The following is a 25,214-nucleotide window of genomic DNA, read 5'->3' on the forward strand; positions in this document are numbered from 1 at the left end:
ATCTGGAGCCGATTAAGCAGCCAACTGGCGCGGTTTATCTGGGTACGCGGCGGCGGGCCCAGCGCGCAAATAACCTAACTCCAACGCGGTGCGAATCACCGCCGCCTGGGCAGCGGCACGCTCCGCCGCGGTCGCCTGCCCCACCTGGCGAATCGCGTCCAACAACTGGACGGCCTGGTGTCTGGGCAATTCCCGACCCACGGATTGGACAAAATCGGCCTCCGCGCTGGCCAAGGCCAGGACGGCGTCCCCGGGATCGGAAATTTGCAGAACATGCAGCGCGTGCCGGGGGTCCAGCCGTTGAAAATCCGCAAACAACGCGCGAGTGGAAACCCGCTGGTCCCGCAGTGAGTCCAGGGGTGCTGCGCGGGGAGCGCGGAGTACCCGCAGCCGGGGTGCCAGCTCTTCGCGCAAATGGGGCAAATTTTGTAGTACCTGGTGTTCGGTGGTTTCGGCGGAGACAGCTAAAATTTCAGCCAGGCGATGCACGCCGCTGGCGCGGCGGCGCTGTTGCCGCGTGTGCTGTTCGACTTCGCGGGTAAAGACCGCCGCGATCTCTTGCAACACCGCCGAGTCGGTCACATCCAGGTCGATCATCCGCCGGGCCAGATCCACTTGCTGCCGCTGGGGCAATTTGGCCAGCAATTCCGCAGCGCGGGAAGGGGGTAAATGGGCCAACACCACCGCCACCGTCTGGGGTTGTTCCCGTTCCAGTAGTCGCAGCAGCAAATCGCTTTCGGCCGCATGCAACGCGGCGAATGGATCCACCGGCCGCGCCGACGAACCGGGCCACGCCGCCGAAACATCCCCCTCATATGTGACCGCCGGCTGTTCATTATGATGCAGCGAAAGTTCCACGCCGCCGGGACCAGAGGTGTAGGTTACTTCGTCTTCGGTAAATTCCTCCTCCAACGGTGATATCTTCGCGGTGGTGGTCCCTATCGCGGGAGCGCCCCCTAAAAATTCCGCCAACACCGCTTGTTGCGTCTCGGGGGAAATATCATCCAAATCCAAAACCGCCCGCCGCACCAACTGGGCCTGGGCGGGCGTCATTTGCTCGAGCAGTCGATCGGCCGAATCCCGATCCAATGTCGAGATCAACACGGCGGCTTTTTCCAGGGGTGTCAAGGTTGTCAAGGATGGCATATCGTATTAAAGCTCCGGCAAGGCCCTCCGGCAGAAGGGTCACAATTTTTGGGCAAACAATCGCTGGACGACGCTGAACGTGTTGGGGGAAAAAAATGGTTCAGGTGTTTAGGGACCGCTGATCCAACTGCGCAAGACATTGGCCGCGGTATCGGGATCTTCGCGGACGATTTCCACCAGTTCCTCGCGCAGGGAATTTCCGGATTTATTGCGACGAAGCAGGCGTTTAACTTGATTGGCCGGATTGGCGGCGGGATCACCCCCAGCGGGAGTTTCACCGGTGGGGTTGGCCGCGGAGGCCGCCGCCGGGGCGGGTTCGGGTTCGGGAGGGGCCGGAGGAGTGGGAATACCCCGCACCAGCGACCGCAGCATGACCAAACCCATCAGGCCCAAGAATCCCGTCCCTAGACTGCTCCAATTTTTCTCCAGCCAGGATAACGCCGTGGCGGACAGTTCGGGCGCGGGGATCTCGGCCTGGGGCAGATCATGAAACATGGTGACCTGGACCAGATTGGTCGTGTCCTTATCGGGATCGACGCCTTCTTTGTATGGCAGCAGTTTACGCACAAAGTTTACGATCTTGGTCCGTTCGGTGGTTTCGATTTGGTTAAGTTCATTAATCGTGGGCTTACGCGCGGGCTGGCCGGCGGCGGGGGGATTTTGTTGCTGCCACAGTTTTTCGTAATAGCTGGCGGGCACGCCAATGCTGACCGTGACCACGCTGGGGGTCAGGGGGGCCCGTTTGATGACGGTGTCGCTGCCGGGGGTGGCATAGCGGTTATTCACCGTGCTTATTTCCTTCTCGTTGCGGCCCGCGGCGCTGGCGGCCGCGGCCAGGCTTTGCGGAGCGTTGCTGACTCCCCCCTGGGCGGCCAGGCCGGGACGCCCCGTGTTGGCGGGAAGCACCTGCGTGCTGGTTTCGGAGTTTTCTTGCTGGGTGAGCAAGATCGTCTTGGAATCAAGGCTGGTCTTGCGCTCGGTTTCCTCCAATTGCGGATTGAGCTGCACATTGACCGCGACCACGGCCCCCGGCACATACGCCAAGGCCTGGCGTATCTTTTCATGCCAGTTGCGCTCGTGGGCCAGCTTGGTCTGGTTGTAGGGGTCGAGGCTGCCACTGGCCACCTCTCCCGCGCGCCCGGCGGGATAAACGCGATTGTTGGCCAAGTCGGTCACGGCGACGCTTTCGGGTTGCATGCCGGCAAAGGCCGCCGCCACCAGGTGGCGTATGGCCTGGACGCGCTCTTCCTCCAGGGCCACGCCGCCAATGGTCTTGACCCCGACGGAGGCCGAATAAATTTTGCGGCGGGTCAAGCCCCCTTCTTCCTTGATGTCATACAGGACGCTGCCGCTTTCGATTCCCTGCATCTTGCTGATCAGTTGGGTCAACTCCATCTGCATGCCGTACTTGAGCCGTTCGGACTGCTTGGATTTACTTTCCCAAAAGCCGCCGTCATCCAGTGATTTTTTGATATAAGACAGCGCATTGGCGGGGAGGGCGTTCGCATCGGCCAGCGCCGCCATATAGGTGGAGGCCTCGCCTTGTGGCACGCGGATGCGGTTCCCCTCCAACACATAGTTTTTCAGCCCCGCCTTGCCAAACGCGGCCTCGATCGCGCCGATTTCGCTGGAACTGACCGCCTCCCCCCCAAACAAAAACGAATTGGGCGGGGTCAATTGGTTATTAAAAAGATAGGCCGTGCCAATCACGACCACCGCCAAGAGCAGCGTCACCACAATCCGTGCGCCGACGGACAGCGAGCGGTACACGCTATTCATCTGCGCCAGCAACTGATTCAAAACGTCCATGTTTTGACCAAAATAAAAGGGGCTTAGCCGGTGTTTCTTGCCATGACCAAAACTCGGTGTGTGTAATTACTCTCTGCCCCGGTACGGTGCGGGTTATCCCTGGCTGACGCGGCGGGCTAGGGACGGTGCCTGCTACTTACGAATTACACGCGAATGTTTTTAATCTCATCGTATGCCGCCATCAACTTATTGCGAATCTGCATCATCGTGCGAAAAGCCAGGTCGGCTTTTTGCACCGCCGTCAACACTTCGGCCGGGTTTCCCCCTTGTCCAGTAAATAAGGCCTCGACCGCGCGGTCCGCGTCCTGCTGCAGGTTATTCACCTGCTGTAGCGAATTCAGCAGCGTGTCCGCGAACTGGCCATTGGCCGTTTTAGCCTGTTGCAAGCTCGACAAACTGGTCACGCCGCTGACCAGGCTGGAGCCGGATAAATTGGTGTGAATACTGTTCATGGCTACCAAGGCTGTTGATTTTTCTTACCTGGCCGCTGGGAAAACCCGCGGCCCCCCGCTGGCGTATGCAGCGGTGTTTAACCGAGTATCTTTAACGTCGCCTGGCCCAGTGATTTGGTCATTTCGATCACGCCCACATTCGCTTCATACGCGCGGGTCGCTTCCAGGGCGTCAACGGATTGCTCAACCAGATTGATATCCGGATAAGCCACCCATCCCTGGCGGGCACCCTGGGTTTGGGCGTCGGGATGTCCGGGCTGGTACTTCCAGCGCGGCTCGCTGGCCACTGTTTCAATTCCCGCCACTCGCACGCCGGCGGCTCCCTCCGGAGTGTGCACCGCCCCATCCGTCTGAAAGACCGCGAACTTCGGCTGAAAGGGGACCGCCTCGCCCAGTTCATTGTGGGTGGTGCTGAGGTTGGCCATGTTGCTGGCAATGGTATTAAGCCGGACGCGCTGCGCGACCAGGGCGCTGGTGCTAATATCCAGGGCGGTGTACATGGGGTGTTCCCTTGGGACCGAGGATCGCCGCCTGACACAGGGCGGCTAGAAAAGCGGCGAATTATGCCGCAAACCGGCGGGCGATCGCAAGGGAGAAATTTACAAAAGAGCCCGCTAGCAAACGGGATTCTTTATTAGTTCTTTTTATTTTCTGATTTTTTAGCAGCAACACGCCTATCAGGGGCGTAACTAGGCCCGCTCGCTGATCGCCGCCTGCAATAGTCGAAATTGACTGGTCATGATGGAAATTGCCAGGTTGTGCTGCATCTGGTTTTTGGAAAGCTGGGCGATCTGCTCTTCCAGCGTCACATCGACCAGATCGTGTCGCATCACCGTTCCCCAGGCTAGGTCGGAATTGCGGCCGCTCCCCGCCAACTCGGGCAACATGCTAGCGGAGTCGGTCTCTAGCGCGGGCTGGCGCCGTTCCTCCACCAGTTGTTGCAGGTGGCTTTCAAATTGGGTGGTCGACAAATCCCGCGCTTGATAGCCGGGAGTGTCCAAGTTCGCGATATTTCCCGCCAACAGGTTGTGTCGCGCCTGGGAAAAATTCACCACCTGCTCCAAGATCGGCACGGTCGTGTTTTGCAATAAGCCATTGAGCATGCATTAACCTCCCCGGCAAGAAACGTCATTTAATGTGCGAAATATTACTCCGCGACAAGATCAAACGAATTAGCAAGTCAGCATGTTCTAGCAAGTCGTATTGTCAAAGAGCCTGCTAACTCTTTGGCAAACCGCATGCCAGCCCGACAAAAAAGCAACTCGGCTCCAGCCGATGGGGAAAATGCTCGGGGATTTTTATGGGGAAATTTGCGGAAATAAGCCAATCTGCCTCTTTTCACGCTTTTTCGTTACCTTGTCAAACCGCCCCGCATGCCAAGTTTGTGTATCTTGTTGAGCGGCAGGTTTTGCCATGCACCCATGCTAAAAATCTCCGCTAGCGGCGGAAATTGCCGATCGTCAGGCCGCGCTGGCCCTCGCCGCCGACGCCGGTGGCTTGGACCGGGGGGTATAACCATACAATTTAAGTTTGCCGGAGAGGGTGCGCACGCCAATGCCCAGCGCCGCTGCTGTTTTGGCCCGATGCCCCTCAAATCTTTCCAGCGTTTCTTCGATCAGTTGTCGTTCCATCTCGTGCATGCTTAGCGGGGCCGCGGGAATAGCGCGGGGCGGGTCGCAACTGGATGGGGTCAAAGGCCGGGCCATACCCGCCTGCGGCACAACCGCCGCCGGAGGGTGTTCGGCCAAAGCGTGTCTGGGTTCGCGGGAGTTTTGCGGCGCGGAAATCAGCCAATCGCGTAAATCGTCTGCCCGCACGGCGTCTCCCTGGCACAGCACGGTCGCGCGGGTCATCAGGTTTTCCAGCTCGCGCACATTGCCGGGCCAGGCATGTTCGGTCAGGACCCGCAGCGCGTCCGGGGTCAATTCGACGACGGACCGCTGCATCCGCTGGGCCGCGGCTTGTAAAAAGTGCGCGGCCAATTCGGGCACATCGGCGAGGCGCGTGCGTAGGGGAGGCAACTCCAGCGGCACGACCGCCAGCCGGTAATACAAATCTTCGCGAAAACGGCCCGCCTGGATTTCAGCCGGCAGATTGCGGTTGCTTGTCGCCAGCACTCGCACATCCACGGTTTGAGTTTTACTCGCGCCGACCCGTTCAAAACAGCGTTCCTGCAGCACGCGCAATAACTTGGCCTGCACCGGCAATTCAATCTCGGAAATTTCATCCAACAAAATTGTCCCCTGATCGGCCAATTCAAACCGCCCCACCCGCGGCGCATCGGCCCCGGTAAAGGCTCCCTTTTCATGGCCAAACAGTTCGCTCTCGAGCAATTGAGCGGACAGCACCGGGCAATTCAAGCTAATCAGCGGGGCCGCCGAGCGGCCGCTAAGAGAGTGAATGGCCCGCGCGACCAGTTCCTTGCCGGTGCCGCTTTCCCCGGTGATCAGGACGGTGGCCGGGGTGTCGGCGACAGCGGCGATGCGTTCGCGCAGCCGGCACATGGCCGGACTATCTCCCAGCAACTGCGGCGCGACGGGGGTCGCCTGCGCGGCTGCCAGGGGCGCCTGGTCCCAGGACGCGCCATGCGCGAGCGCCCGCTCCACGACTTGTTCAAGCTGCGTCAGGCCAAACGGTTTTTCCAAATAATCAAAGGCCCCATGCCGCATCGCGGCCACGGCGGTCGCCACCGAAGCATGCGCGGTGACCATGATGATTTGCGCGCCATGCGGACATTGCCGCAGCGCCTGCACAAACTCTAGCCCATTCATGCCGGGCATTTGCAGGTCGGTGATGATAATGTCGTACGCCTCGTGTGACAGTTTTTCCAGGGCCACGGGCGCGCTGGCCGCGCCGGCGACATGGTAACCAACGGAGGTCAGCACGTCGGCCATCGAGTTGCGCGCGGCATCGTGGTCATCCACCACCAAGATACGCGGCGACTGGGACGAGGGGGATTTGGCCAATAATCGACTCATGCCACTTTCTCCCGAAGGTGCGAAGGTTGCGTTCCCGGCTGGTAAGGGGGAATAGCGGTGGTGCGCGGCGCGGAATGATTCCTCAATAAAGAGGGATGCGGCAACGTGTGTGGCGCATCATCCCCCGCGTGATATTCCCCGGCGCGGGACGCCGGAAGGCAAATCGTCACCGCCGCCCCTCCTTCGGGACAATTGTGCAACAGCAACTCTCCGCGATGCGCGGTGACAATCCGTTCCACAATGGCCAATCCCAGGCCGGTCCCGTGGGCCTTGGTGGTAAAAAACGGCTCGGTCGCGCGCCGTAGTTGCTCCGTCGTCCAGCCGGGCCCATTATCGGCGATCTCTAATTCCCAGCCGCGACTGGTGCTGACGGCCGTCACGGTGATCTCCCCTCCCCGGGGAAGCACATCCAGCGCATTGAGGGCCAAGTTTAACAGCGCGCGGCGCAGTAAATCGGGATCGGCCCACAATAGGCGGTCCACGCCCAAGTCGCGATGACAAACGACCCGCTGGGCCGCGAACTGCGGGGCCAAGGAGTCCAGCGTCGCGTCGATCAGCGGCAACACGGCGAATTCCACCGCTTGTACTTCCCGTTCGACCGTAAAGTGAAGCAGGTCCTGCACCGTGGATTCGAGCGCGGTCAGCCCCGCTTGAATTTGTTCTAGTTGCCGCATCCCTTCGGCATCCTCGCGCAGCCTTCGTTCCAGCAGGCTGACGTATAATCGGACCGGCATCAAGGTATTGCGCACCTCATGGGCGATATGCGCGGCCATTTGGCCCAGGTCGGCCAGCCGGTTTTTGCGGGCCAATTCGCGATTTTTTATTTCTAGTTCCGCCGTCAGGCGATGCACTTCGCCCCGGAGTGTTTCGTGGGTTTGTTCCAGGCGCTGGGTCGCGCCTTGCCAGGCCTCCAGGATCAAACGCAAATCCTGATCCGGGGGGGACGCGCCCAGGTTTACATTGGTTTGCGGAATTGGCATGGCGGGGAGCTTTCGAAAAAAAATTATAAGATCCGTCTGATTGTGTCAAAGCTAACAATGTGTGTCGGGCAAATCAGCCGCCGGGCGCTGTCCATCGGTTTTTTTGCCTTTAGCCATCCGCGCACAAATCGAGCTGCGCGGGTAGTTCACCAGCGGGGGTTTCTTGCGCGTCATACGCCTGCCGCGCGGCCAGAGTTTGCTCCAGACCCAATAATTGGGACGCCACCGAATCACGCCGGGAGATCATTTGCGTTTCGCAGTACTGCTCTTGGGCCATGATCAGCCGCAACAACTCTTCGCACCGGGTTACACTCGCCTGACACTCTTCCTGTTCGGTCGCGGAATTCCACACCCGCTGGGCGGGGTCTTGCCGTTGCCATTCGGCCAAATCCCGCTGCAAACTTCCCAGTCCACCCAACAACCGCTGCTTCACACCCAGCAATTTGAACAATTCCGTAAAATCCTCGTTCTGGACCAGTTCCATCTGCCGCTGGCCCAATTCCCAAAGCCGCTCCAAGAGCGCAACCTTCAGCCGCAAAAGTTCGGCAGCGGCGACGGGGATGGTATGGGGGGTGGGCATCATGAATCACTGATTAAAATCGCGAAAATTGCACGGTCGAGGGTTATAACTGGATCATCCACTGAATGATGCGGGACCATTCTTCCCGTGTATGATTTGACGTGCTTAAAAACTCCTGATCGCTTTTGTCGATTCGCGATAGCACGACCCGCGCTTGCTCCAAGGTCAGGCGGGCTTCGTCCTTGCGTCCCAGTTTTCGTTGGGATTGGGCCAGTTGCAAAAACGCCTCCAAAACTTCTGGCTCTCCCTGATACCGATTTATCAGCCCCGTGTAAATGCTGATTGCCTCTTCATCCCGGTCCATTTCGGCCAGGGACGAACCTAGCGAGTAATAGCAATTCCTCAAGAGAGAGTGTTCCAATTCGTTTAAGGGAAGGTCTTCGCGGCGGTTTGCCAGAATTTCTTGGATTTGCTGATATTGCTCCATGGCCGCCAGCAGCAGCCGCCGAAGTTCCTTGGTGTATTCATCGCGGGCGGTGCGAATCGTGACCGACTTGAGCCGCTCCCGCGGGTAAGCCGCCAGCGCCCGGTAGGATTCGGCGATAATATAACGGGTGGTGATAATTTGGTGGGAATCGGGGTAACGCTCGACCGCTTCCCCCAGTCGGCGGATCGCTTCGCGATAGCGTTCCTGGGCTTGCAATTGCTCCGGCGCAAGCGTGCCGGCGGCCAGATTGGCTTTGGCGCCGCGGGATTCGAGCTTTTGGGCTTCTTCAAACAAAAGCGAACCCAGGGCAAACAGCGCGTCGCGCCATTCAATGCTAGCGGGCGTGAGCTGCGTGCTTTCCAGATTGGCCAGGTACAGCCTTTTGGCGTTTTCCAGGTCTCCCTGATTTTGAAATGCCTGCGCGGTTAGCAGCCGCGCGCGGTAGCTGGCGGCGTCGCGGGGAAAACTGTTGATACATTCCTGCAAGGTCGTGAGCGCTTGCTTGGGCTGACCGATTTGGATTTGACACTCCCCCAGGTTAAGCAGCGCCAAGGGGCGGCGGTCGCGCAGTTCATAGCGCAGGTAGTCCGTGAACATCTCCGCCGCGGCGGCATATTCCTGGCCCAACAGCAGATATTCCCCCGCCCGCCAGACTTCATTGTTATAGCGGGGTGAATCAAACCGCAGGCGGGCTAGTTCGGCATAGGCCTGGCCCGCCAAAAGAAATTCCGCCCGGGCGAGGAGCATGGTTTTATCCGCCTGGGGGGCGATTTGCGATTGGGATTCCGCCTCCAACTGCCGACCGCGCGACACGTGCGCGCTGGCGGTCATCTCCAGGCTTAGCTCGGGATTAAATATTTGGCGAAAGCTGGCGGCCAGGCGGGCGGCGGCGGCGAATTCCTGGTTATCGACCAGCGCGCGGTAAGCTCCCAGGAGCTGCGTCTGCAACTCTGACAGTGGCAATAGCGGGTTGTCGTATTCGGCCGCCGCTCCCGCCTGCTGAATGCATTCGATCAATGTGGGAATAATATCTCCGTGCAGATTGAGCCGTTCACAAAGCATGGCCTCGGCCAGGCAGGCCGAAATCCCCTCGGGCGTCTGCGGAAATTGCGTCCGCGTCCGCTGAAATGTTTCCCAAGCTTTTTTATCCTCCCCCAGCTCGCGGTGGCAAACCGCCATCAGGTAGTAGGCCCGGCGGGCGATCGCCTCCCGTCCCTGGCCCAGCGCCAGTGCCTCGCGCAAATGGTCCAGGCTCTCTTGGATTAACTGGGCGGCCTCCGCGCGCTGTTCTGCGGTGGGAGAATCCGTGGCCGCGACTCGTTCCCTGGCTGTGCGCAGGCCCAATTCCGCCTGCAATAACAACCCATCCAGGGCGGCCTCGCTATCGCTGCGGATTTCCCGCAGTGCGTCGCGGCAATCGTCATTGGCGCGTTGTTCAAAAAAAATCCTCGCCCGGGCGAGCAAGGCTTGCTGCCGCTCGGTAATGGGTAAATCCGGCAGGGCCAGCAAACGGGAGTTATAGTCGAGCGCCTGCCGCAGGTCGGGGCTGGGCTGCTGAAAAAACGCCTCGGTTGCCAGCTTGAGCAGCGTTATCGCGGAGGCGGGATTTTGCGACAGCGCGCTGGAGATGTAGGGGCGCGCGGCGGCTCCTTGGCCGGAAACAACCAAGGCTTCGCACAACAGCGCCAGCCCCTGCGCCTCACGCCCCGACGGCCAGCCGCGGGTGCGCGCTTGTTGCAAATATTTCGCCGCCTGGCGGGCATGGCGGACTTGATCCGCCTCCCACATCCGCCGGGAAATATCCACTAGGATCGCCCCCCGCACAAAATCCGGCGCGCCTTGTTCGGCGGCGGTTAGCGTTCCCCCCGCCTCCGCCCGGGCCAACAAGTCCTCCGCCTGGCGGGTCAAGCCGCGATCCAAGGCGTCCAATACCACCGAGAGGGGAACGCGCGGCGGGGGTGTCGGTAACAGCGGGTTAAGCCGGTGGTAAGAGACATACCAGGTCAACGGGATCAGGGTGAGCGAACTGACCAGGGACACCACCACAATCATACGTTGTTGCGAATTTAATCCGGGGAGCGCCGCCAGATGAATCAAACCCCGGCAGGTCCGCCACAATAATCGTCCCGTGCCGCGCGTCAGCCCCGCCAAGCGTCCCAGCCAACCGGGGGGACGCGGCGGGATAGCGGCGAGCGTGGCGACGGCCGGCGCGGGTTCCGCCGGCGCATCCAGCCCGGCCAGCGCGCCGCTTAGCTCATCAATCCGCGCCAGCGGATCAAGCTCGGCGGGGGTTGTTGCAGACGGTCCAGAAGACGCTGAACCCGCGGCGGGAGTGTTTTCGGCGGTATCGGGAACGACCGATGACATGCGACCCAATCGGAAAAAGCATCCGGCGGCGAATGTCAAATCAATTCAGCGGACGCCGCGCGAAATATGGCGGCGTAATCATGCCCGGACCCGCGGCGCGGGTCAAGAGTGGCTGCCCCCGGAATAAAACCGGGCTAATTACAAAAAGCACAATGCGCGCGGCGGACTAGTGCTGTGTCAACGTTAAAGATTCGAGTCAGGCAAATCAGCCGCTGGGCGCTAGCCCACGCTTTTTGCCGCACTAACCGTGGGCTAGCGCTCTACGGCTCATCCGAAAAACGAAATCGTTGACAGAGCGCTAGGATGTTAATTCCGTGGGGGCCCAAGCCTGCGCGGCCGATACGGAACGGCGCGGTTGGTTGATTTGCTCCATCAACCAGCGATCCATGTCTGCTAGCATCAGGTCGGTCAAGCCATCCTCGCCCGGATATTGGCGCAGCATCATGTTTAAGCCTGCGGCATGAAACAGCCGGAGTTGCTCGCAGACTTGGTGTTCGGGATAAAGCTGGCTCTCTTTGCAGGTGGTGATAAACAGGGGTAGTTCGCGGGCCTCGTGCAGTTTGGCCAAGGGAGCCGCCGAATCGGGAAACGCCCCCCCCAGGGACAATCCCCCCGCAAACAGCCGCGGCTGCCGCAACGCCAGCCGCAACGCCATCGTCCCGCCGGACTCCAGCCCCGCCACAAAAATCCGCCGCCGGGAGATATGAAATTTTTGCGCGGCCAGCTCTAAACAACGCAGCACCCGCTGCTCCGCCTGCTCCACGCCACGGGGCGAATGATCCCAGGTAAATCCCCCAACGCCCAGGGGCGCATGCGGGTGGTTATCCGGGGCGGTGCCGCGCGGGCCCACGGCGACATAATTTCGCAGACTGATGTGGGGCATCACTTGGCGAAGTTGCTGCTCTTGATCTTGGGGACCATGCAACCAGATTAACAGGGGATAGGCATAATTGCGTTCATAATGCAGCGGAGCAAATAAGGCAAAATGCAGCGGTTCCCGCGCGGAATCACCGGACTGGCGGTCCGCGTCCCCTATTTCAATCGCCCGAAGGTCGTGTGCCTGGGTGTTACAGGCGTCAACGTCGGAATCGGTTAAACCCGCCAGGGTGCGAAGTGAACCAGGATGGCGATGAAGCATGGGTACGATTTGTAAAGAGAAAGCGATTAACGGTAATCGCCGAAATGGATGGGATGATAAGACTCACTCTGACGCGACCGCAACAGTCAGCGAATTTTTAATCCACGGTGCTGTCATTAAACCCTTTCCGCGGGCAAGAGTTTCTCACAAAAATCGCCATTGAACCGGGGCAGCCCCGGGAGCAACAAACCGGCGAACAAACCAGCCCTCAACAATCGCTGACCAGACGCGGTAACTGTCGTGGCGGAAATATAACTGTCGTGAAAAAACGGAACTGTCGTGACACAAACAAAACTGTGGTGATAAGGTGGGAACGGTCCTCGCCAAGCTTCTGCAATTGCAAGTAGAACATCCCTGTTGTCGTGGACTGTACTGGAATGTCAGGACAATTGTCAATCGCAAACATTACGCATGGCATCCCATGATAGTTTGCTACGAACCAAAATTAATTGCTAGCATCGCAGAGGCATAAGAATAACTCATCCGTCAAACACAAAAATTGAATGGATGCTGCGGTTTGCTAGCGAAACCATGCGCTGCCTGCTCCGCGCCTTTAACCAGATTTGGCAAAAAACAAAGCAGAATGCGCGACCGCGATGACTAGCACCACGAGCAGCAAACAATGGCAAGTTACATCCACGCGACCCGTCGCAAGCCCACAATCTAACCGGTAAGCTTGCTAACCGGTAAGCTTGCCCATGGCGGCCACCAGTTCCTTGACGGCTAGCACGCTCTTATCAAAGGCAGCGCGTTCCTCGGCGGTCAATTGCAACTCGATGATTCTTTCCACCCCGGCGCTTCCCAGAACCACCGGCACGCCCACATAGTAGCCTCCCACGCCATATTCGCGGTCGCAATACGCCGCGCAGGGGATCAGGCGCTTTTGGTCGCGGACGATCGCCTCGACCATTTGGGCGGTGGCGGCGGCGGGGGCATAATATGCGCTGCCGGTCTTGAGCAGACCCACGATTTCAGCCCCGCCATTGCGGGTGCGGGTGATGATTTCTTGCAAGCGGGCGGGTTGGATCAATTGCGTAACGGGAATCCCCCCGACCGAGGTGCAACTGGGGATGGGGACCATCGTATCCCCGTGACCTCCCAGCAGCATCGCGCTGATATCCTCAACGCTGACATCCAGCTCTAACGACAAAAACGCGCGATACCGCGCGGTATCCAGCACGCCGGCCTGACCCAAGACGCGATTGGGGGAAAATCCGCTGACTTGGAGCGCGCGCTGGACCATGGCGTCCAGCGGGTTGCTCACGACGATGATGATCGCCTGGGGGCTGGTGGCTTTGACTTGTTCAGCGACCGAGCCGACAATTTTGGCGTTGGTCGCCAGGAGGTCGTCGCGGCTCATGCCGGGCTTGCGGGCGATGCCGGCGGTGATGACCACCACGTCGCTGTCGGCGGTGGCGGCATAGTCGGTGGTGCCGGTGATCCGGGCGGTGAATCCCGCAATGGGAGACGCTTGAAACAGATCCAGGGCCTTGCCCGCGGGCATCCCTTCGGACTGGGGAATATCCAAAAGCACCACATCCCCCAGTTCGGCGGCGGCACACCAGTGAGCGCACGTCGCGCCCACATTGCCAGCGCCAATGATACTGATCTTTGCGCGTCGCATATTCACAAACCCCCTTCGCAGAAAATGGCCGATTACCCGTCGAGGAAAAACTTACCAAACAGTTCCACCGCGCCGGGCTTTGAACAACTGCAAACTACCCCACAAAATTTCCTTTGAACAGGGGTAAAAAAAGAATTCTCCGGTTGAAGCGAGAAACCACTTGACAAGTACCAGGACGCTATTACACAACCCTGATTAAGACGAGCAAGCCGTTCCAGGGGATTCTTAGAAAAGAGCGAAATTTTATCAAGAGTAAACGCAGTGAACGATGGTTCGATGTTAGAAGAAACACGCGGCATTCAACCTACTTTGTTTCCTTTGTTAATTTTTATTCACAGTAACATGCGACGCGACGTTTGTTCACACAGTCCGTTTTTTGTGTCTCCGCTAGCTCCGTTTCTTCCTATTCAAAATGTCTTACAGGATTGTTTTATACAGGAGGAAGCAGAGGCAGCGGAAAATACATGGATGCTTACAAAGAGGAACCGTAGCGAATGAATCGCTTGATGTCAAAAGAGATACGCGGTGCCCAACTTTCGTTGTTAACTTTGTGCATTAATATTCGCATTTTAAGTATTTCACGTGCGAATAGCCCGGGCTATTGTTCCGCGGGCGGGGGAAGCTCTATCTTTACCGGCGTGGAAGGGACCGGTGAACCGCCCGCCGCGCGGGACTGGGCGTACAAAACCGCCGCCAGGATAATTCCCGCGGCCAATACGCCCAGGATAATCCAGCCCTGCGCGGCGTCATCTCTTTTTCCCGCTTGAAAATCTTGCAGCGGCTCCGGCATGCGCCCAAACAGGCAGGGACTGTAAAGCATCACGCGGCGATTGTTATGGACCTGCAATTCACTGCGGAAAGGAATATTTTTATAAAAGTAGCCCGCCACCCGCACGCTTTGTTGCCGCAGTTTTTCGGGTGTCAGCCCCCGTGGTAATTCGCGGGCATTAAAAATGAATTGCAGTGTTCCCAATTTTTGTTTTTCAAATCGAATTTGCGGCGGTTCGCCAGCCTGCGCGGCGGGTTCGGACACGGCAATTTTTAATTCCACCTCCCGCGGCAGCATTTGGGATATGCCTAATTGATAGTAATGGTCAAAACCTAGTTCGGCGACTCGTTCGGGATCATTGATCGGTTGGCGTATCACCCAATCCACAACGCCGGTCAACACCTGCGGTTTTCCCCGTTGATCCGCGGGACTTTCCAAAAGCTGGACCAAATCGCGATTAGCGTCGGCGGGCAGGGCGGAGGACAGGGGGGCCGACTGGGCAACGGCCAACAAGGCATAGAACGCGTCGTTTTCCGCCAGATGCAAATCCGCGTTGGGTTTGACACTGTCCCACAAGCCATGATCAAAGCCTAACTTGCCCAAATCTGTCGGCGGCAACCACGCCAGATTCGCCGCGACAAAGTACAGGTCGCCGCCGTCCGCCTTAAGAAACGTTCCCCGCGTCCGCACCAGATCTTCCAACGGGACCAGCGCGTTCCACGCTTGCGGCGCTTGGCGGGTAAAAACAAAAATCCGCGCGCCCTTTTCCGGAACTGATAGCTCGCTCAGATAAATCCCCTCCAGGTCCCCGCGCTGGGCCAATTGCGTCAAATAATCCCAGTCCCGCAATCGCGGATTGGGTGCTTGGGCGGGATCGGCGGGCCGCGACTGGTCCTCAGAAAGGGGGAATTTGGTTCCGGGGCTAAGGTTCACATATCCCCGCAACCGTCCCTCCAACAGAAAGCTTCCCCCCTGCCAGGTTTGCGGTTGGCTTTGGAATGCCTGCCAGCCGGGAACGGCTTGGGTCAGTTCACGCAAGCGACCGGAGGGAATCTTGGGCAGAAATCGCAAAAATTTTAACAGAACTTCATACTCTTGATCCTGGATCGCCGTGTTTTGCTCCACACGCCGCAGCAAACTGTCATCTATGTCGAGTTCTCGCCAAAATTCCCGCGCTGCTTTTACTTGGGCGTTGGCCGCGGGAAGGGCATCATCATTCATCGAGATGCCACTGTCATGATCCGACGGAACTAATCCCGCGGCAGTCCCGCCCGGGTTGGAGGTAGCGCCGGGCGTATCTGGCGAGCTAGCAGCCGGAGGACTTTCCTGGCTGTACACTCCTCCCAGACAAAACAGGCTGGCCAAGCAAACCGCAAGAGACACGCAAAAAAAAGTTTGCCGCATAATCGCGTCGCTACAGAGGAAGGTCTTTGGCCTCCGCCAATTTACGCAAAGCCTCGCGGGGGTCTTCATCGACCACCGGTTCTATACCCAGCTTTTGGCGTCGCATTTGGTCTCCAGCCTGTGGAATTTCAAACGTGGTTTTCTTGCGCCAAAAAAACCAAAACAATCCAACGAATACAACTCCACTGATTAACAGAGCCGCAAATAACCACTGCTCGGGACTGACGGAGGGGGCGGGGAGGGGGGCTTTTTCGGCTGTGGGTTCGCGCGCGGCGGCCAGACTGACGGTCTGCGCAAGCATCGCGGGGGCCTTGCGCTCTTCATCCACGGCTTTATAAATCAACAACTTATAAAAAATCCCCGTCACCGAAATTCGGGGGGGCTTTTGGGGAAAATGAAAACGTCGCGGCAACGTGGGGTCCGCCACTCCCCTTGGTAAATCGGGGGGTAATTCCAGGCAATAGACAAAGACGGGCGTATCTTTTTGATCCTGCAAACCCAGGCCCACCTCGTAATATTTATCTAAGCCCAGCGGATTATCCGCTCCGGCGGGCATTTCCTGATACCAGATCAAATGCCCCCGCAACTGAATCGCCCGGCCCCGAAACGTACCGGGATTGGTGTATAGCTCGCGAAATAAGCGCACCGGCGTGGCCTCTGCCGTCAATTGCTCTGGGGTGGTTTTGGATAATACTCCTAAGATGTGATACCACACGTCGTATTCGGCAGCGCGGGTAAAGGTGGAATCCTTGATCATGGCCAGTTTTGCCGGGTCTAGGCCGGTAAAAATTTGCGCCATGACCGGTTGTTTCTCTCCTGGTTGTTTCTCTCCTGGTTGTTTCTCTGCCGGTTGTGGTTGTGCTGGTTGTGGCTGTGCTGGTGGCAGGTTCGCCGCTGGTTGCGCCTGCGGGGGATCGGCCTGGAGGGGAGCCGTTTGTTGCAACGGGGCGTTACTATCGGCGGCAGGGTTTTCAGCCGCAAAATCCCCGGCAAGAGAGGCGCTGTCAAAAGGTTGCAGGGCGACCGTCCCCGGCAGGGGGGGCAACGCGGGTTGCCTTGATTCTGACTTGACCCGTGTGTCTAGTGGTGCGGGAGGATTCTTGAAACTGTGGGTCAAAAACAAAATATCATTAAAACGCAGTAAGAATATCAATAGCAGCCCCCCACCCACCACGGCATAGGTCAAATGCCGCCGATCCCGCCCCACCAGATAATTGCGGGCACGATAGGGAGACTGCAATCGGGCACGATTAAAATCGATTTGCATTACAGACCAAAAGATACGTGGCGACTGGCTTATAGGAAAAAAAGCCAGATGAGCGGGCGGACCTCGACGAGGATGCGCCCCAGCGGTTGCCCGCCTGGCGACGGACGGCGGCCCTCCCCAAGGAAAATACCCGCCTCCAACGGCCTCCGGGACGTCGGCTGTGATATGAGTTCTCGAATCTAAATCAATTTTATTCCCTAAATGCTTTGCGGGCAAGGAAATACCGCTTAACCATTCGATTTTTCAACCTTTACCGACGCAATTGCACCCGCTGCGCGCGGGCGAGGCTCTGCAGGGCCAACTGTAGGGTCCCGCTAACTTGGCCAAACGGCTGAAAGCCGACCAATCGGCCAATTTCATGCCCCTGGGGATTGAGCAGCAACAGCGTGGGATAACTACCGACCCGGTATTGCTGGCAAATCCGGGGAAATTGATCGCAATCCAGTTCCACGCAGACAAACTGATTTGTCAAAGAACGGATTTGTCCCTGACATAGCACTTCGTCCGCTAACTGATGGCAATATTTGCACCATTCAGCCGTAAAAAATACCAATATCGGCTTTCCCTCCGTGCGGGCTTGCAGGCGGGCTTGCTCCAGATCGGTCAAATAACCCAGGCTGGGAAGCGCGGGAGCGCTGGGGGTGGATGGGGGAGTGTGCGGATTTTGGGCCTGCTCGCAGCCGGTCAAATGAATGGCGACATAGGCCAAGCTGACAGCCACCAACCAAGACAGCAAACTAAACACACCCTGGCGAGCCCGCATAGGATAATCCCTTGATGTTAGCGACATGAATGCGTGCGTATGGCGGTTGGTTGGACTGCCCTGTTATCGGTTAGAGGTGGCCCGCTCTTGACGCCAATCCGCACAAATGACAAATGCGCCGTCGAAATGATTCATCCTTCCCCGGCGCAGTGGCGCGAACATCTGTGGGACACGCGGGAACCGGGCAAGTTCACGATGCTAGCGGCGCAAAAGCGATCTGGACCGCGAACGAGAGTTTCGCTACGTTTTGCGGGCCTCCCCCTCCGCGATTTGGCGGATGGGGCAATTGCAGCTCCATTCAAAATTGCCCGCGCCGTATGTCCGTCAGCGAAGCAAATCCCGATTCCGCGCTCCCTTTTTGGGCCCGCGCGCAGGATTTTTTGCTGCCATTGGCGGTAATAGCCAGCGTGCTGGTGATCATGATTCCGCTGCCGCCGGCGCTGTTGGATATTCTGCTAGCCTGCAATATCGCGGTCGCGGTCATTGTGCTACTGACGACGATTTATGTGCGGGTACCGCTAGAATTTAGCGTCTTTCCCTCGCTACTCCTGGCCACCACGCTGGCCCGGCTGGTCCTCAATGTCGCCACCACCAGGCTAATTTTGACCCGCGCGCCGCGGGACGGGGCCTTGGCTGCGGGGCATGTGGTTAAGGAATTTGGCGAATTTGTCGCCGGTAACGACCTGGTGGTCGGCATTATTATCTTTGTCATCATCGTGGTGATTCAGTTTATTGTCATTACCAAGGGCGCGACGCGGATCAGCGAGGTCGCCGCGCGGTTTGCCTTGGACGGCATGCCCGGCCGCCAAATGGCTATCGACGCCGACCTGAACGCCGGAATCATCGACGAAAACGAGGCCCAACGCCGTCGGCAAGAGGTCTCGCGGCAGGCGGACTTTTACGGGGCGATGGATGGCGCCAGCAAATTCGTCCGGGGGGACGCCATTGCCGGCATTCTCATCACGATCATCAATATTGTCGGCGGTTTGGTCATCGGCATGTGGGAAGGGGGGATGTCCCTGGGCCAGGCGGCGTCGGTATTTACCAAGCTCACCATCGGAGATGGGCTGGTCAGCCAGGTCCCCGCGTTTTTAATCTCCCTCGCCGCGGGCTTGCTCACCACCCGTTCCAGCCATGACAGCAACCTGCCAAAGGAGTTTGTTGGGCAGTTGTTTTCCCGCCCCCAGGCGTTGTATGTCGCGGGTGGGTTTTTAGGCCTCCTGGCGTTTTCCAACCTTCCCCCCATACCGCTACTCACCCTGGGGGGGGGATGTGTCATGTTGGCGGTTTCCCTGGGGCGTCAGAAAAAACAAGCCACCGCCGCCGCCCAAACCAAGGCCCAGGTGGAAGCGGCCAAGCCCCCGGAAGAACGGATCGAGGATTTTTTATCGACCGATCCCATGGAGATCGAAATTGGCGTCGGTCTGATCAAATTGGCCGATCCCAAGCGGGGGGGGGACCTGTTACAACGGATTCAGCGCGTGCGGCAAAACGTGGCGGGCGAGATTGGCATTATCATGCCCAAGGTCCGTATTCGCGATAATGTCCGGCTAGAACAAAATCAGTACCGGATCAAAATCGCCGATGTGGCCGTGGCCGAGGGACAGCTCGAGCCGTACAAGCTACTGGCGATGGATTCGGGAGTGACCACGGGTAAAGTAGGGGGGTTGGAAACACGTGAGCCGGCCTTTGGCACGCCCGCTACCTGGATCGATCCCGGACAACGGAGCCAGGCGGAATTGCATGGTTACACCATTGTCGAACCAGCGGCCGTGTTGGCCACCCACTTGACCGAGACCGTCCGTAAACACGCCGACGAAATCCTCACCCGCGACGCGACCAAGCACCTGGTCGAGGAACTAAAGAAATCACAGCCCGCCACCGTCGAGGAACTCATCCCCGGCCAAATGAAACTGGCCGAGGTGCAGCGCATCCTGCAAGCCCTCTTGCGGGAACAAGTCCCCATCAAGCTGCTGGGGCCCATATTGGAAACGCTGGGAGATTATGCCAGCCGGACCAAGGACCCCATTTTGCTGGCGGAATACGTGCGGCACCGCCTGGCACGGGCGATTTGTTCGCGCTATCGCGATAAAGAAAACCGGTTGTACGTGGTGACGCTGGATCCCGCGGTGGAAGACCGGATCAAGGCGGGACTAGAGCATAACGAACGGGGCCTGACTGTCCGCATGTCCCCCCCCGCGATCGATGCCACGTGCCGGGTCATAGCCCGTGAGATCGACAAATTAACGCAAAAACACAAACCGCCGGTGTTGCTGGTCAGTCCGCAAATCCGCGTGGGACTAAAGCAGTTGACCTCCGCGCAATTGCCTCGGCTGGTGGTGCTCAGCTTTAACGAAGTGACCCGCGATACCGTGATTGAATCCATTGGTATGGTAGTGGACGGAAAATAAATTGTTCCCGGCGCATGATTGACGCCAGGGCGGCCCTAGGTTCAGCAGGATGCAGGAATGACAGCAGCACGCGATTTGCGCAAATCCGACATTCGCACGTTTCAGGCCGGCTCACTGCGCGAAGCCCTGGAATACGTGCGTCAAGAGTTCGGCCCCGCCGCCCAGATAGTCCGCACGCGCGAAATACCCGCCGGTGGACTGTGGAACCGACTGGCGGGCAGGACCCAAATCGAAATTTCGGCCCAGGCCGCCCAACTGGCGGAAGAAGCGGTGGTTTATGAACCCGCCGCCGCGCCGCTGGATCTCGGTTTGGATCTACAGGATCCGCGCTGGCAATTGGCACAACGCTTTGCCCCCGCAACCTCCGATGGCCCCGCCCCGCCATCCCTCCCGCCCGTCCCAACCCGGCAAACATCCACCCCCACCGCCCAGTCCGGCTCTACCCGCGCTGAACAAGCCCGCGCGTCTTGGGCGTGGCCGGCGGAAGCCTCTTTGTTATACGCCGAACTGGTTGCCGCCGAAGTCGACCCCACGGCGGCGCATCAACTCATCACCGAGGCCCTAAGAATTTCAACCTCCACCGCGTCCACGCCTGAACGTTCGCTCCGCCAAGCGCTACTCCGTTGTCTCGAGTGGGAATTCCCCGTTGATGGCCCCATCCAGCTTCCACCGGGGGAGCAGCGGCTGGTGGCGTTTATCGGGCCTACCGGTGTGGGAAAAACCACCACCCTCGCTAAACTGGCCGCCCATTTTCATTTGCGACAGCGGCGGCGCGTGGGCCTGGTGACCCTGGACACTTATCGCGTGGCGGCGGTGGAACAACTGCGGATTTATGCCGAAATTTTGGATGTCCCCCTGGCCGTGGCCAGCACCGCCGCCGAAGTCCCCGCCGCGCTGCTAAAAATGGCGGATCGCGATTTGGTCCTGATCGATACCGCGGGACGCGCTCCCCAGGACAACTTACGCATGGCGGAGTTGCAGGGGCTGTTGGCGGCGATTCGCCCCGCCGAGACCCATTTGGTGCTAAGCCTGGCCCAAGGCGCGCGCGGTCTCATGCAAGCGGCCGAGGGCTTTGCCGCGGTTCCCTATACGCGGCTGTTGCTGACCAAACGGGATGAAGCGGCCACCTGGGGAGGCTTGCTAGGCGTTTGTCGCCGGACCGGAAAGGGGATCGGTTATCTGTCTACTGGCCAAAATGTTCCCGCCGACTTAATACTGGCCGATAGCCGCGAGCTGGCACGGGGCATTCTGGGGGAACCGCAAGCTTAGCGGGTTGACGCGCGCGAAGTTCCCTTTACCCGGAAATCTGTTTCACTAGTGCCTTGTCAACGATACGTTTTCGGATGAGCCGTAGGGCGCTCGCCCACGGTTTGAGCGGCAAAAACCGTGGGCTAGCGCCCAGCGGCTGATTGGCCTAACTCGAATCTTTAAATTTTACAAAGTACTAGGGAAACAGCTTAATGTGAGGCCCACTTGTCTTTCACCGCTAGCTTAGTCCGCCGCGAAACGGAACGGTGTTGCGGACTTCCGCCAGAAATTCCGTGGAAGTACCCAGCTTCACTTGACATTCATGGGGGCATCTTCGTACTCTTCCGCCCAAATTGGCTAGCGCGCTTGGCAAAATCTTCCGCGCTGGCCCAAGCGAACAAAATTTGGAATTTTACCGCGGTTCCCCTGCAGAAAGGACGCCCCGACAACCGATACATTCACTGCCCCTGTCCCTACCCCGGGTTGGTAAACTTTGCGGGTTGCAAAAGGGATAACGGGAAGAACCCTTTACGGTGCGCTAACGATGCAGATGGCACGGCAATACGCGGTCATCCTGGGCTTATTGGCGTTTACCGTGACAATGGCCAGAAGCTTATGGCACTATGCCGACGGCCTGGCCAATGTGTGGATGGCGCTTGGTTGGATGGCGGGGTTTGCCTGCCTGGGGGCGATTGTCGGCGGGTTGGCGGATTGGATGTTGGGGGACGCGCTGCGGCGGGAATTGTCCCAGGCGTTGGCCGCCCAGACGGAGGCGGGAAGCACCGTCAAACCGGGAACCTAAGCAACATACCTTTAGACGGCCTACATAGTCGCTGGCGGCGCGATAGACTTATCCGATCGAGACTTCTCATCGTTCACGCGCTGCGCCGGTTGACAACGGAAATCACGCGACGGGAAACAAGATGTTTCCGCCACGTCGTAAAAAAACTCATTGGAGGAGTGCATGGCGACGATCACCGGCTCGGGCACGATTGCGGACATTGCGGAACTGTGGCAACGATTCAAGGCCGACCCCAATAACCAGGACTTGCGCAATCTGCTGGTGGAAAACTATCTGCCGCTGGTCAAATACAATGGCGAACGCATCTGGGCCCGCCTGCCCGAAGGGGTGGAACTGGACGATTTAATTTCCGCCGGGATTTTTGGCCTGATGGACGCGATCGACGCGTTTGACCTGTCGCGCGGGGTAAAGTTTGAAACGTATTGCGTCCCCCGCATCCGCGGCGCGATGTTGGACGAACTGCGGACGATGGATTGGGTGCCCCGGCTGGTACGCTCCAAGGCTAGCAAACTGAACGAAGCGGTAAAAACCCTCGAGGCAAAGCTGGGACGCAGCCCCACCGAGGTGGAACTGGCCGAGCAAATGCAGATCTCCGTCGCCGAGCTGGAAAAGCACATGCTGGACGCCAGCGCGGTCAACCTGATCAGCCTGAATAAAAAATGGTACGAGACCGACAGCTACAAGGATGTCCGCGAAATCGACATCCTGGAGGATAAAAAAGGGGAAGACCCCACCCGCCGGATTCAAAAGAACGACCTCATGCGGCTGGTGACCAAGGGGCTGAACCGCAATGAGCGGTTGATTATCATTCTGTATTATTATGAAGAATTGACCATGAAGGAGATCGGCGCGACGCTGGATCTCAGCGAAAGCCGCGTCAGCCAAATGCACTCTAGCATCATGCAACGCCTGCAACAGCAGTTGGGCCGCCGCAGACCGGAATTCGCCGGCGGCGCGCAGTAAGAAATGATTTTGGTTTTTGGTTTTTGGATTATGGTTTATGGATTTGAAATCTAAAATTTTTGTATCTGAGATTTCAAATTTGTGATTTCAAATTTGAGATTTGAGATCGTATCCGGTGTGTTGCACACGTTAAAAACTACTTAACCCGCAAAATTAGCATTAAGCTGAAAGTTCGCCTAAGCCGAACATCTTAGTTAGCAGTCAACTGCGTGGACGCGGATTCATGGTAGTTTCTCAACTACAATCCGCGCAAATGAAAAATGCCTGATCAACCGGAGCCAGCGGAGATCAATCTAGCTGATTTGAGCGATGCGCATGCTCCGAATCCTACCGACAGGCTTCATTTGCGGTCTCTGGCTGCTAGCCAGCGTAAGGTTGCTAGCGGAAGAGTCCCATCAAACTCCAGCGGATACCCTCACCGCCATCGAAGCCCGCCTGGCCGAACAACAGGCCGAAATTTCCTCCCTCCGCGGCGAATTGCGAGCCCTGCGCCAAGCGGACGCATTGGATGCAAGCCGGACGGCAATTTCCGGGCCGCCACCGGAACCTCCGCTGGCAAGTCAACTGCTATTGATTAGCTACGAACAAGATTCCGCGAAAGGGAATAACGCCGATGGCGAAGCCGAAAAGAAAGCCCCCGCCGATCCGCAAACAGAGATCGCCGACCTAAAAAAACGCCTGGAAAAACTCGAGTCCGCCGCCGCCAAATCCTCCAAGGAAAAAAAAGAGGCGGATGATTGGGTGGACGTCTCAAAGGAAAAATGGACCGTCAAATTGGGGGGGCATATCCAGATGGATTATGTCACCTGGGCCCAGGCCGATCCCGCGATCATCGGCGCGCAAAATTATTTCAACTTTCGCCGCTTGCGGCTGGTGGCCGACGGCACCGGTTACGGCGTGTACGACTTTCGCCTGCAGATGACGCTGGAACCGGGGCAGGGAATCAACCAAAGCCAGTTCGCCTCTCCCGATGTCAAGGACGCCTATGTGTCGATGAATGAAATCCCCTGGTTGGGGCGTTTTCGGATCGGCAACTTTTTTGTCCCCTTTAGCCTGGAGCAAGTCACCAACGACACCAATAACATTTTTCTGGAACGCTCTATCCCCACCCAAGGGATCTTTGCCGCTGACCGCGAGGTGGGCGTGGCCTTTTACAATTGCACGGCCGACCAAAATATCACTTGGTGCGGAGGTATGTTTTTTGATGATATCAACGATACGGAAAAAACCCGCTTTGACGATAACCAAGGGTATCGGCTGAGCGGCCGGCTCACCTGGCTTCCCTATTACGATGAACCGTCCAACGGACGCTATCTTGTGCATACCGGCGTGGGCGTGTTGCACACCAACGATTTTGACGACCGCGTTTCGTTTCGCGCTCGACCCCAGGTGCAGCGCGGGCCGATCCTCATCAACAGCGGCACGCTGTTGGCGGATACCTATACCACGGGCAATCTGGAACTGGCGATCGTCTGGGGCCGGGTTACCCTGCAAAATGAGGCGTTTATTTCCAGCGTGGACCTAGACTCGGGCGACACCGAGCAAGTTGGCGGGGCATATTCGCATATTAGCTACTTTCTGACGGGTGAAAATCGCGTGTTCGAGCGGTTTGGGCAGCATGGAGCGCAATTTGCCCGCAACGTCCCCTATACCAATTTTTTTGCCACGCCGGGGGGGTGGGGATCGGGGGCCTGGGAAGCAAAGGCCCGCTGGTCCTACCTGGACTTGGCAAATACCGACAGCGGCCAATACAACGACCTGACCGTGGGCTTTAACTGGTACTGGACCGACCGAATGCGGATCATGTTTGACTGGATCCATCCCGTGACCACATCCGAGACCGTGTTTGGCGCGACCGAATCCGACCTGATCGCCATGCGCTACGATGTGAATTGGTAAGCCTGGATAAAAGAGTTGAGCAGACAGTTTACAAAAGTTAACAAAGAAAACGAAAGAAGACTGGGGTAATTTTTTCCCTCTTCGTTCCCTTTTGTTTTAGAAACAAGAATGCATTGAACAAGAGTTAGCAGAGGTAGCGGAGGGGGAGAGCTAGGCAGTCCGGCCTCTGCTCTCTCTGCTTCCTCCT

General features: G+C 58.2%; 20 protein-coding genes. 6 read left to right on the top strand and 14 right to left on the bottom strand.

Annotated features, from left to right (window positions below):
- Window positions 1-12: 12 nt before the first annotated feature.
- The 9 genes from SFX18_05245 to SFX18_05285 all read right to left on the bottom strand — a co-directional run bounded on the left by SFX18_05245 (window position 13) and on the right by SFX18_05285 (window position 10,739).
- Window positions 13-1,146 carry a FliG C-terminal domain-containing protein gene (locus SFX18_05245; protein ID MDX1962537.1) on the bottom strand — a complete coding sequence of 378 codons (1,134 nt, stop codon included), beginning with the start codon at window positions 1,144-1,146 and terminating at the stop codon, window positions 13-15.
- Window positions 1,147-1,254: 108 nt separating this feature from the next.
- Complete coding sequence (locus SFX18_05250; protein MDX1962538.1) at window positions 1,255-2,955, bottom strand: hypothetical protein; 1,701 nt, start codon at window positions 2,953-2,955, stop codon at window positions 1,255-1,257.
- A gap of 143 nt (window positions 2,956-3,098) precedes the next feature.
- A complete protein-coding gene (gene fliE, locus SFX18_05255) occupies window positions 3,099-3,407 on the bottom strand; it encodes a flagellar hook-basal body complex protein FliE (protein ID MDX1962539.1) in 309 nt (102 codons plus the stop codon).
- 77 nt (window positions 3,408-3,484) lie between these two features.
- Window positions 3,485-3,907 (bottom strand): flagellar basal body rod protein FlgC, encoded by a 423-nt coding sequence (flgC, locus tag SFX18_05260; GenBank protein MDX1962540.1) that lies wholly within the window; start codon window positions 3,905-3,907, stop codon window positions 3,485-3,487.
- Between the two features lie 189 nt (window positions 3,908-4,096).
- Window positions 4,097-4,510 carry a flagellar basal body rod protein FlgB gene (gene flgB, locus SFX18_05265; protein ID MDX1962541.1) on the bottom strand — a complete coding sequence of 138 codons (414 nt, stop codon included), beginning with the start codon at window positions 4,508-4,510 and terminating at the stop codon, window positions 4,097-4,099.
- Window positions 4,511-4,867: 357 nt separating this feature from the next.
- Window positions 4,868-6,385: a sigma-54 dependent transcriptional regulator gene (locus SFX18_05270; protein ID MDX1962542.1), complete on the bottom strand. Its 1,518-nt coding sequence runs from the start codon at window positions 6,383-6,385 to the stop codon at window positions 4,868-4,870.
- On the bottom strand, window positions 6,382-7,365 hold the full coding sequence (locus SFX18_05275) for an ATP-binding protein (protein MDX1962543.1): 984 nt from the start codon (window positions 7,363-7,365) through the stop codon (window positions 6,382-6,384). The genes SFX18_05270 and SFX18_05275 overlap by 4 nt, the downstream gene beginning before the upstream one ends.
- 109 nt (window positions 7,366-7,474) lie before the next feature.
- Window positions 7,475-7,948 carry a hypothetical protein gene (locus SFX18_05280; protein ID MDX1962544.1) on the bottom strand — a complete coding sequence of 158 codons (474 nt, stop codon included), beginning with the start codon at window positions 7,946-7,948 and terminating at the stop codon, window positions 7,475-7,477.
- 40 nt (window positions 7,949-7,988) lie between these two features.
- Entirely contained in the window at window positions 7,989-10,739 is a 2,751-nt protein-coding gene (locus SFX18_05285; GenBank protein ID MDX1962545.1) for a tetratricopeptide repeat protein, read from the bottom strand.
- Between SFX18_05285 and SFX18_05290 the strand changes: the two genes are divergently transcribed.
- A complete protein-coding gene (locus SFX18_05290; GenBank protein MDX1962546.1) occupies window positions 10,738-10,866 on the top strand; it encodes a hypothetical protein in 129 nt (42 codons plus the stop codon). The two genes, SFX18_05285 and SFX18_05290, sit on opposite strands and share 2 nt — an antisense overlap.
- A 171-nt stretch (window positions 10,867-11,037) precedes the next feature.
- Here SFX18_05290 and SFX18_05295 read toward each other — a convergent pair whose 3' ends face one another.
- The 5 genes from SFX18_05295 to SFX18_05315 all read right to left on the bottom strand — a co-directional run bounded on the left by SFX18_05295 (window position 11,038) and on the right by SFX18_05315 (window position 17,704).
- The gene (locus SFX18_05295) at window positions 11,038-11,877 is read right to left on the bottom strand and encodes an alpha/beta hydrolase-fold protein (protein ID MDX1962547.1); all 840 of its coding nucleotides are present in this window, start codon (window positions 11,875-11,877) and stop codon (window positions 11,038-11,040) included.
- Window positions 11,878-12,556: 679 nt separating this feature from the next.
- Window positions 12,557-13,501, bottom strand: a complete 945-nt coding sequence (gene mdh, locus SFX18_05300) for a malate dehydrogenase (protein MDX1962548.1) — start codon at window positions 13,499-13,501, stop codon at window positions 12,557-12,559.
- Between the two features lie 598 nt (window positions 13,502-14,099).
- A complete protein-coding gene (locus SFX18_05305) occupies window positions 14,100-15,674 on the bottom strand; it encodes a hypothetical protein (GenBank protein ID MDX1962549.1) in 1,575 nt (524 codons plus the stop codon).
- Window positions 15,675-15,684: 10 nt separating this feature from the next.
- On the bottom strand, window positions 15,685-16,941 hold the full coding sequence (locus SFX18_05310) for a hypothetical protein (protein ID MDX1962550.1): 1,257 nt from the start codon (window positions 16,939-16,941) through the stop codon (window positions 15,685-15,687).
- A gap of 250 nt (window positions 16,942-17,191) precedes the next feature.
- The gene (locus SFX18_05315) at window positions 17,192-17,704 is read right to left on the bottom strand and encodes a thioredoxin family protein (GenBank protein ID MDX1962551.1); all 513 of its coding nucleotides are present in this window, start codon (window positions 17,702-17,704) and stop codon (window positions 17,192-17,194) included.
- Between the two features lie 317 nt (window positions 17,705-18,021).
- On the opposite strand from SFX18_05315, the gene flhA reads away from it, so the two are divergent.
- From flhA to SFX18_05340, 5 genes are all read left to right on the top strand, one after another.
- A complete protein-coding gene (gene flhA / locus SFX18_05320; GenBank protein ID MDX1962552.1) occupies window positions 18,022-20,115 on the top strand; it encodes a flagellar biosynthesis protein FlhA in 2,094 nt (697 codons plus the stop codon).
- A gap of 57 nt (window positions 20,116-20,172) precedes the next feature.
- The gene (gene flhF / locus SFX18_05325) at window positions 20,173-21,384 is read left to right on the top strand and encodes a flagellar biosynthesis protein FlhF (GenBank protein ID MDX1962553.1); all 1,212 of its coding nucleotides are present in this window, start codon (window positions 20,173-20,175) and stop codon (window positions 21,382-21,384) included.
- A gap of 523 nt (window positions 21,385-21,907) precedes the next feature.
- Window positions 21,908-22,165 (top strand): hypothetical protein, encoded by a 258-nt coding sequence (locus SFX18_05330; GenBank protein ID MDX1962554.1) that lies wholly within the window; start codon window positions 21,908-21,910, stop codon window positions 22,163-22,165.
- A gap of 162 nt (window positions 22,166-22,327) precedes the next feature.
- A complete protein-coding gene (locus SFX18_05335; GenBank protein ID MDX1962555.1) occupies window positions 22,328-23,128 on the top strand; it encodes a FliA/WhiG family RNA polymerase sigma factor in 801 nt (266 codons plus the stop codon).
- Window positions 23,129-23,443: 315 nt separating this feature from the next.
- The gene (locus tag SFX18_05340) at window positions 23,444-25,027 is read left to right on the top strand and encodes a porin (protein MDX1962556.1); all 1,584 of its coding nucleotides are present in this window, start codon (window positions 23,444-23,446) and stop codon (window positions 25,025-25,027) included.
- The last annotated feature ends 187 nt before the right edge of the window (window positions 25,028-25,214 follow it).

The organism is Pirellulales bacterium (assembly GCA_033762255.1).
In the GTDB taxonomy this organism is placed as follows: Bacteria; Planctomycetota; Planctomycetia; order Pirellulales; family JALHPA01; genus JANRLT01.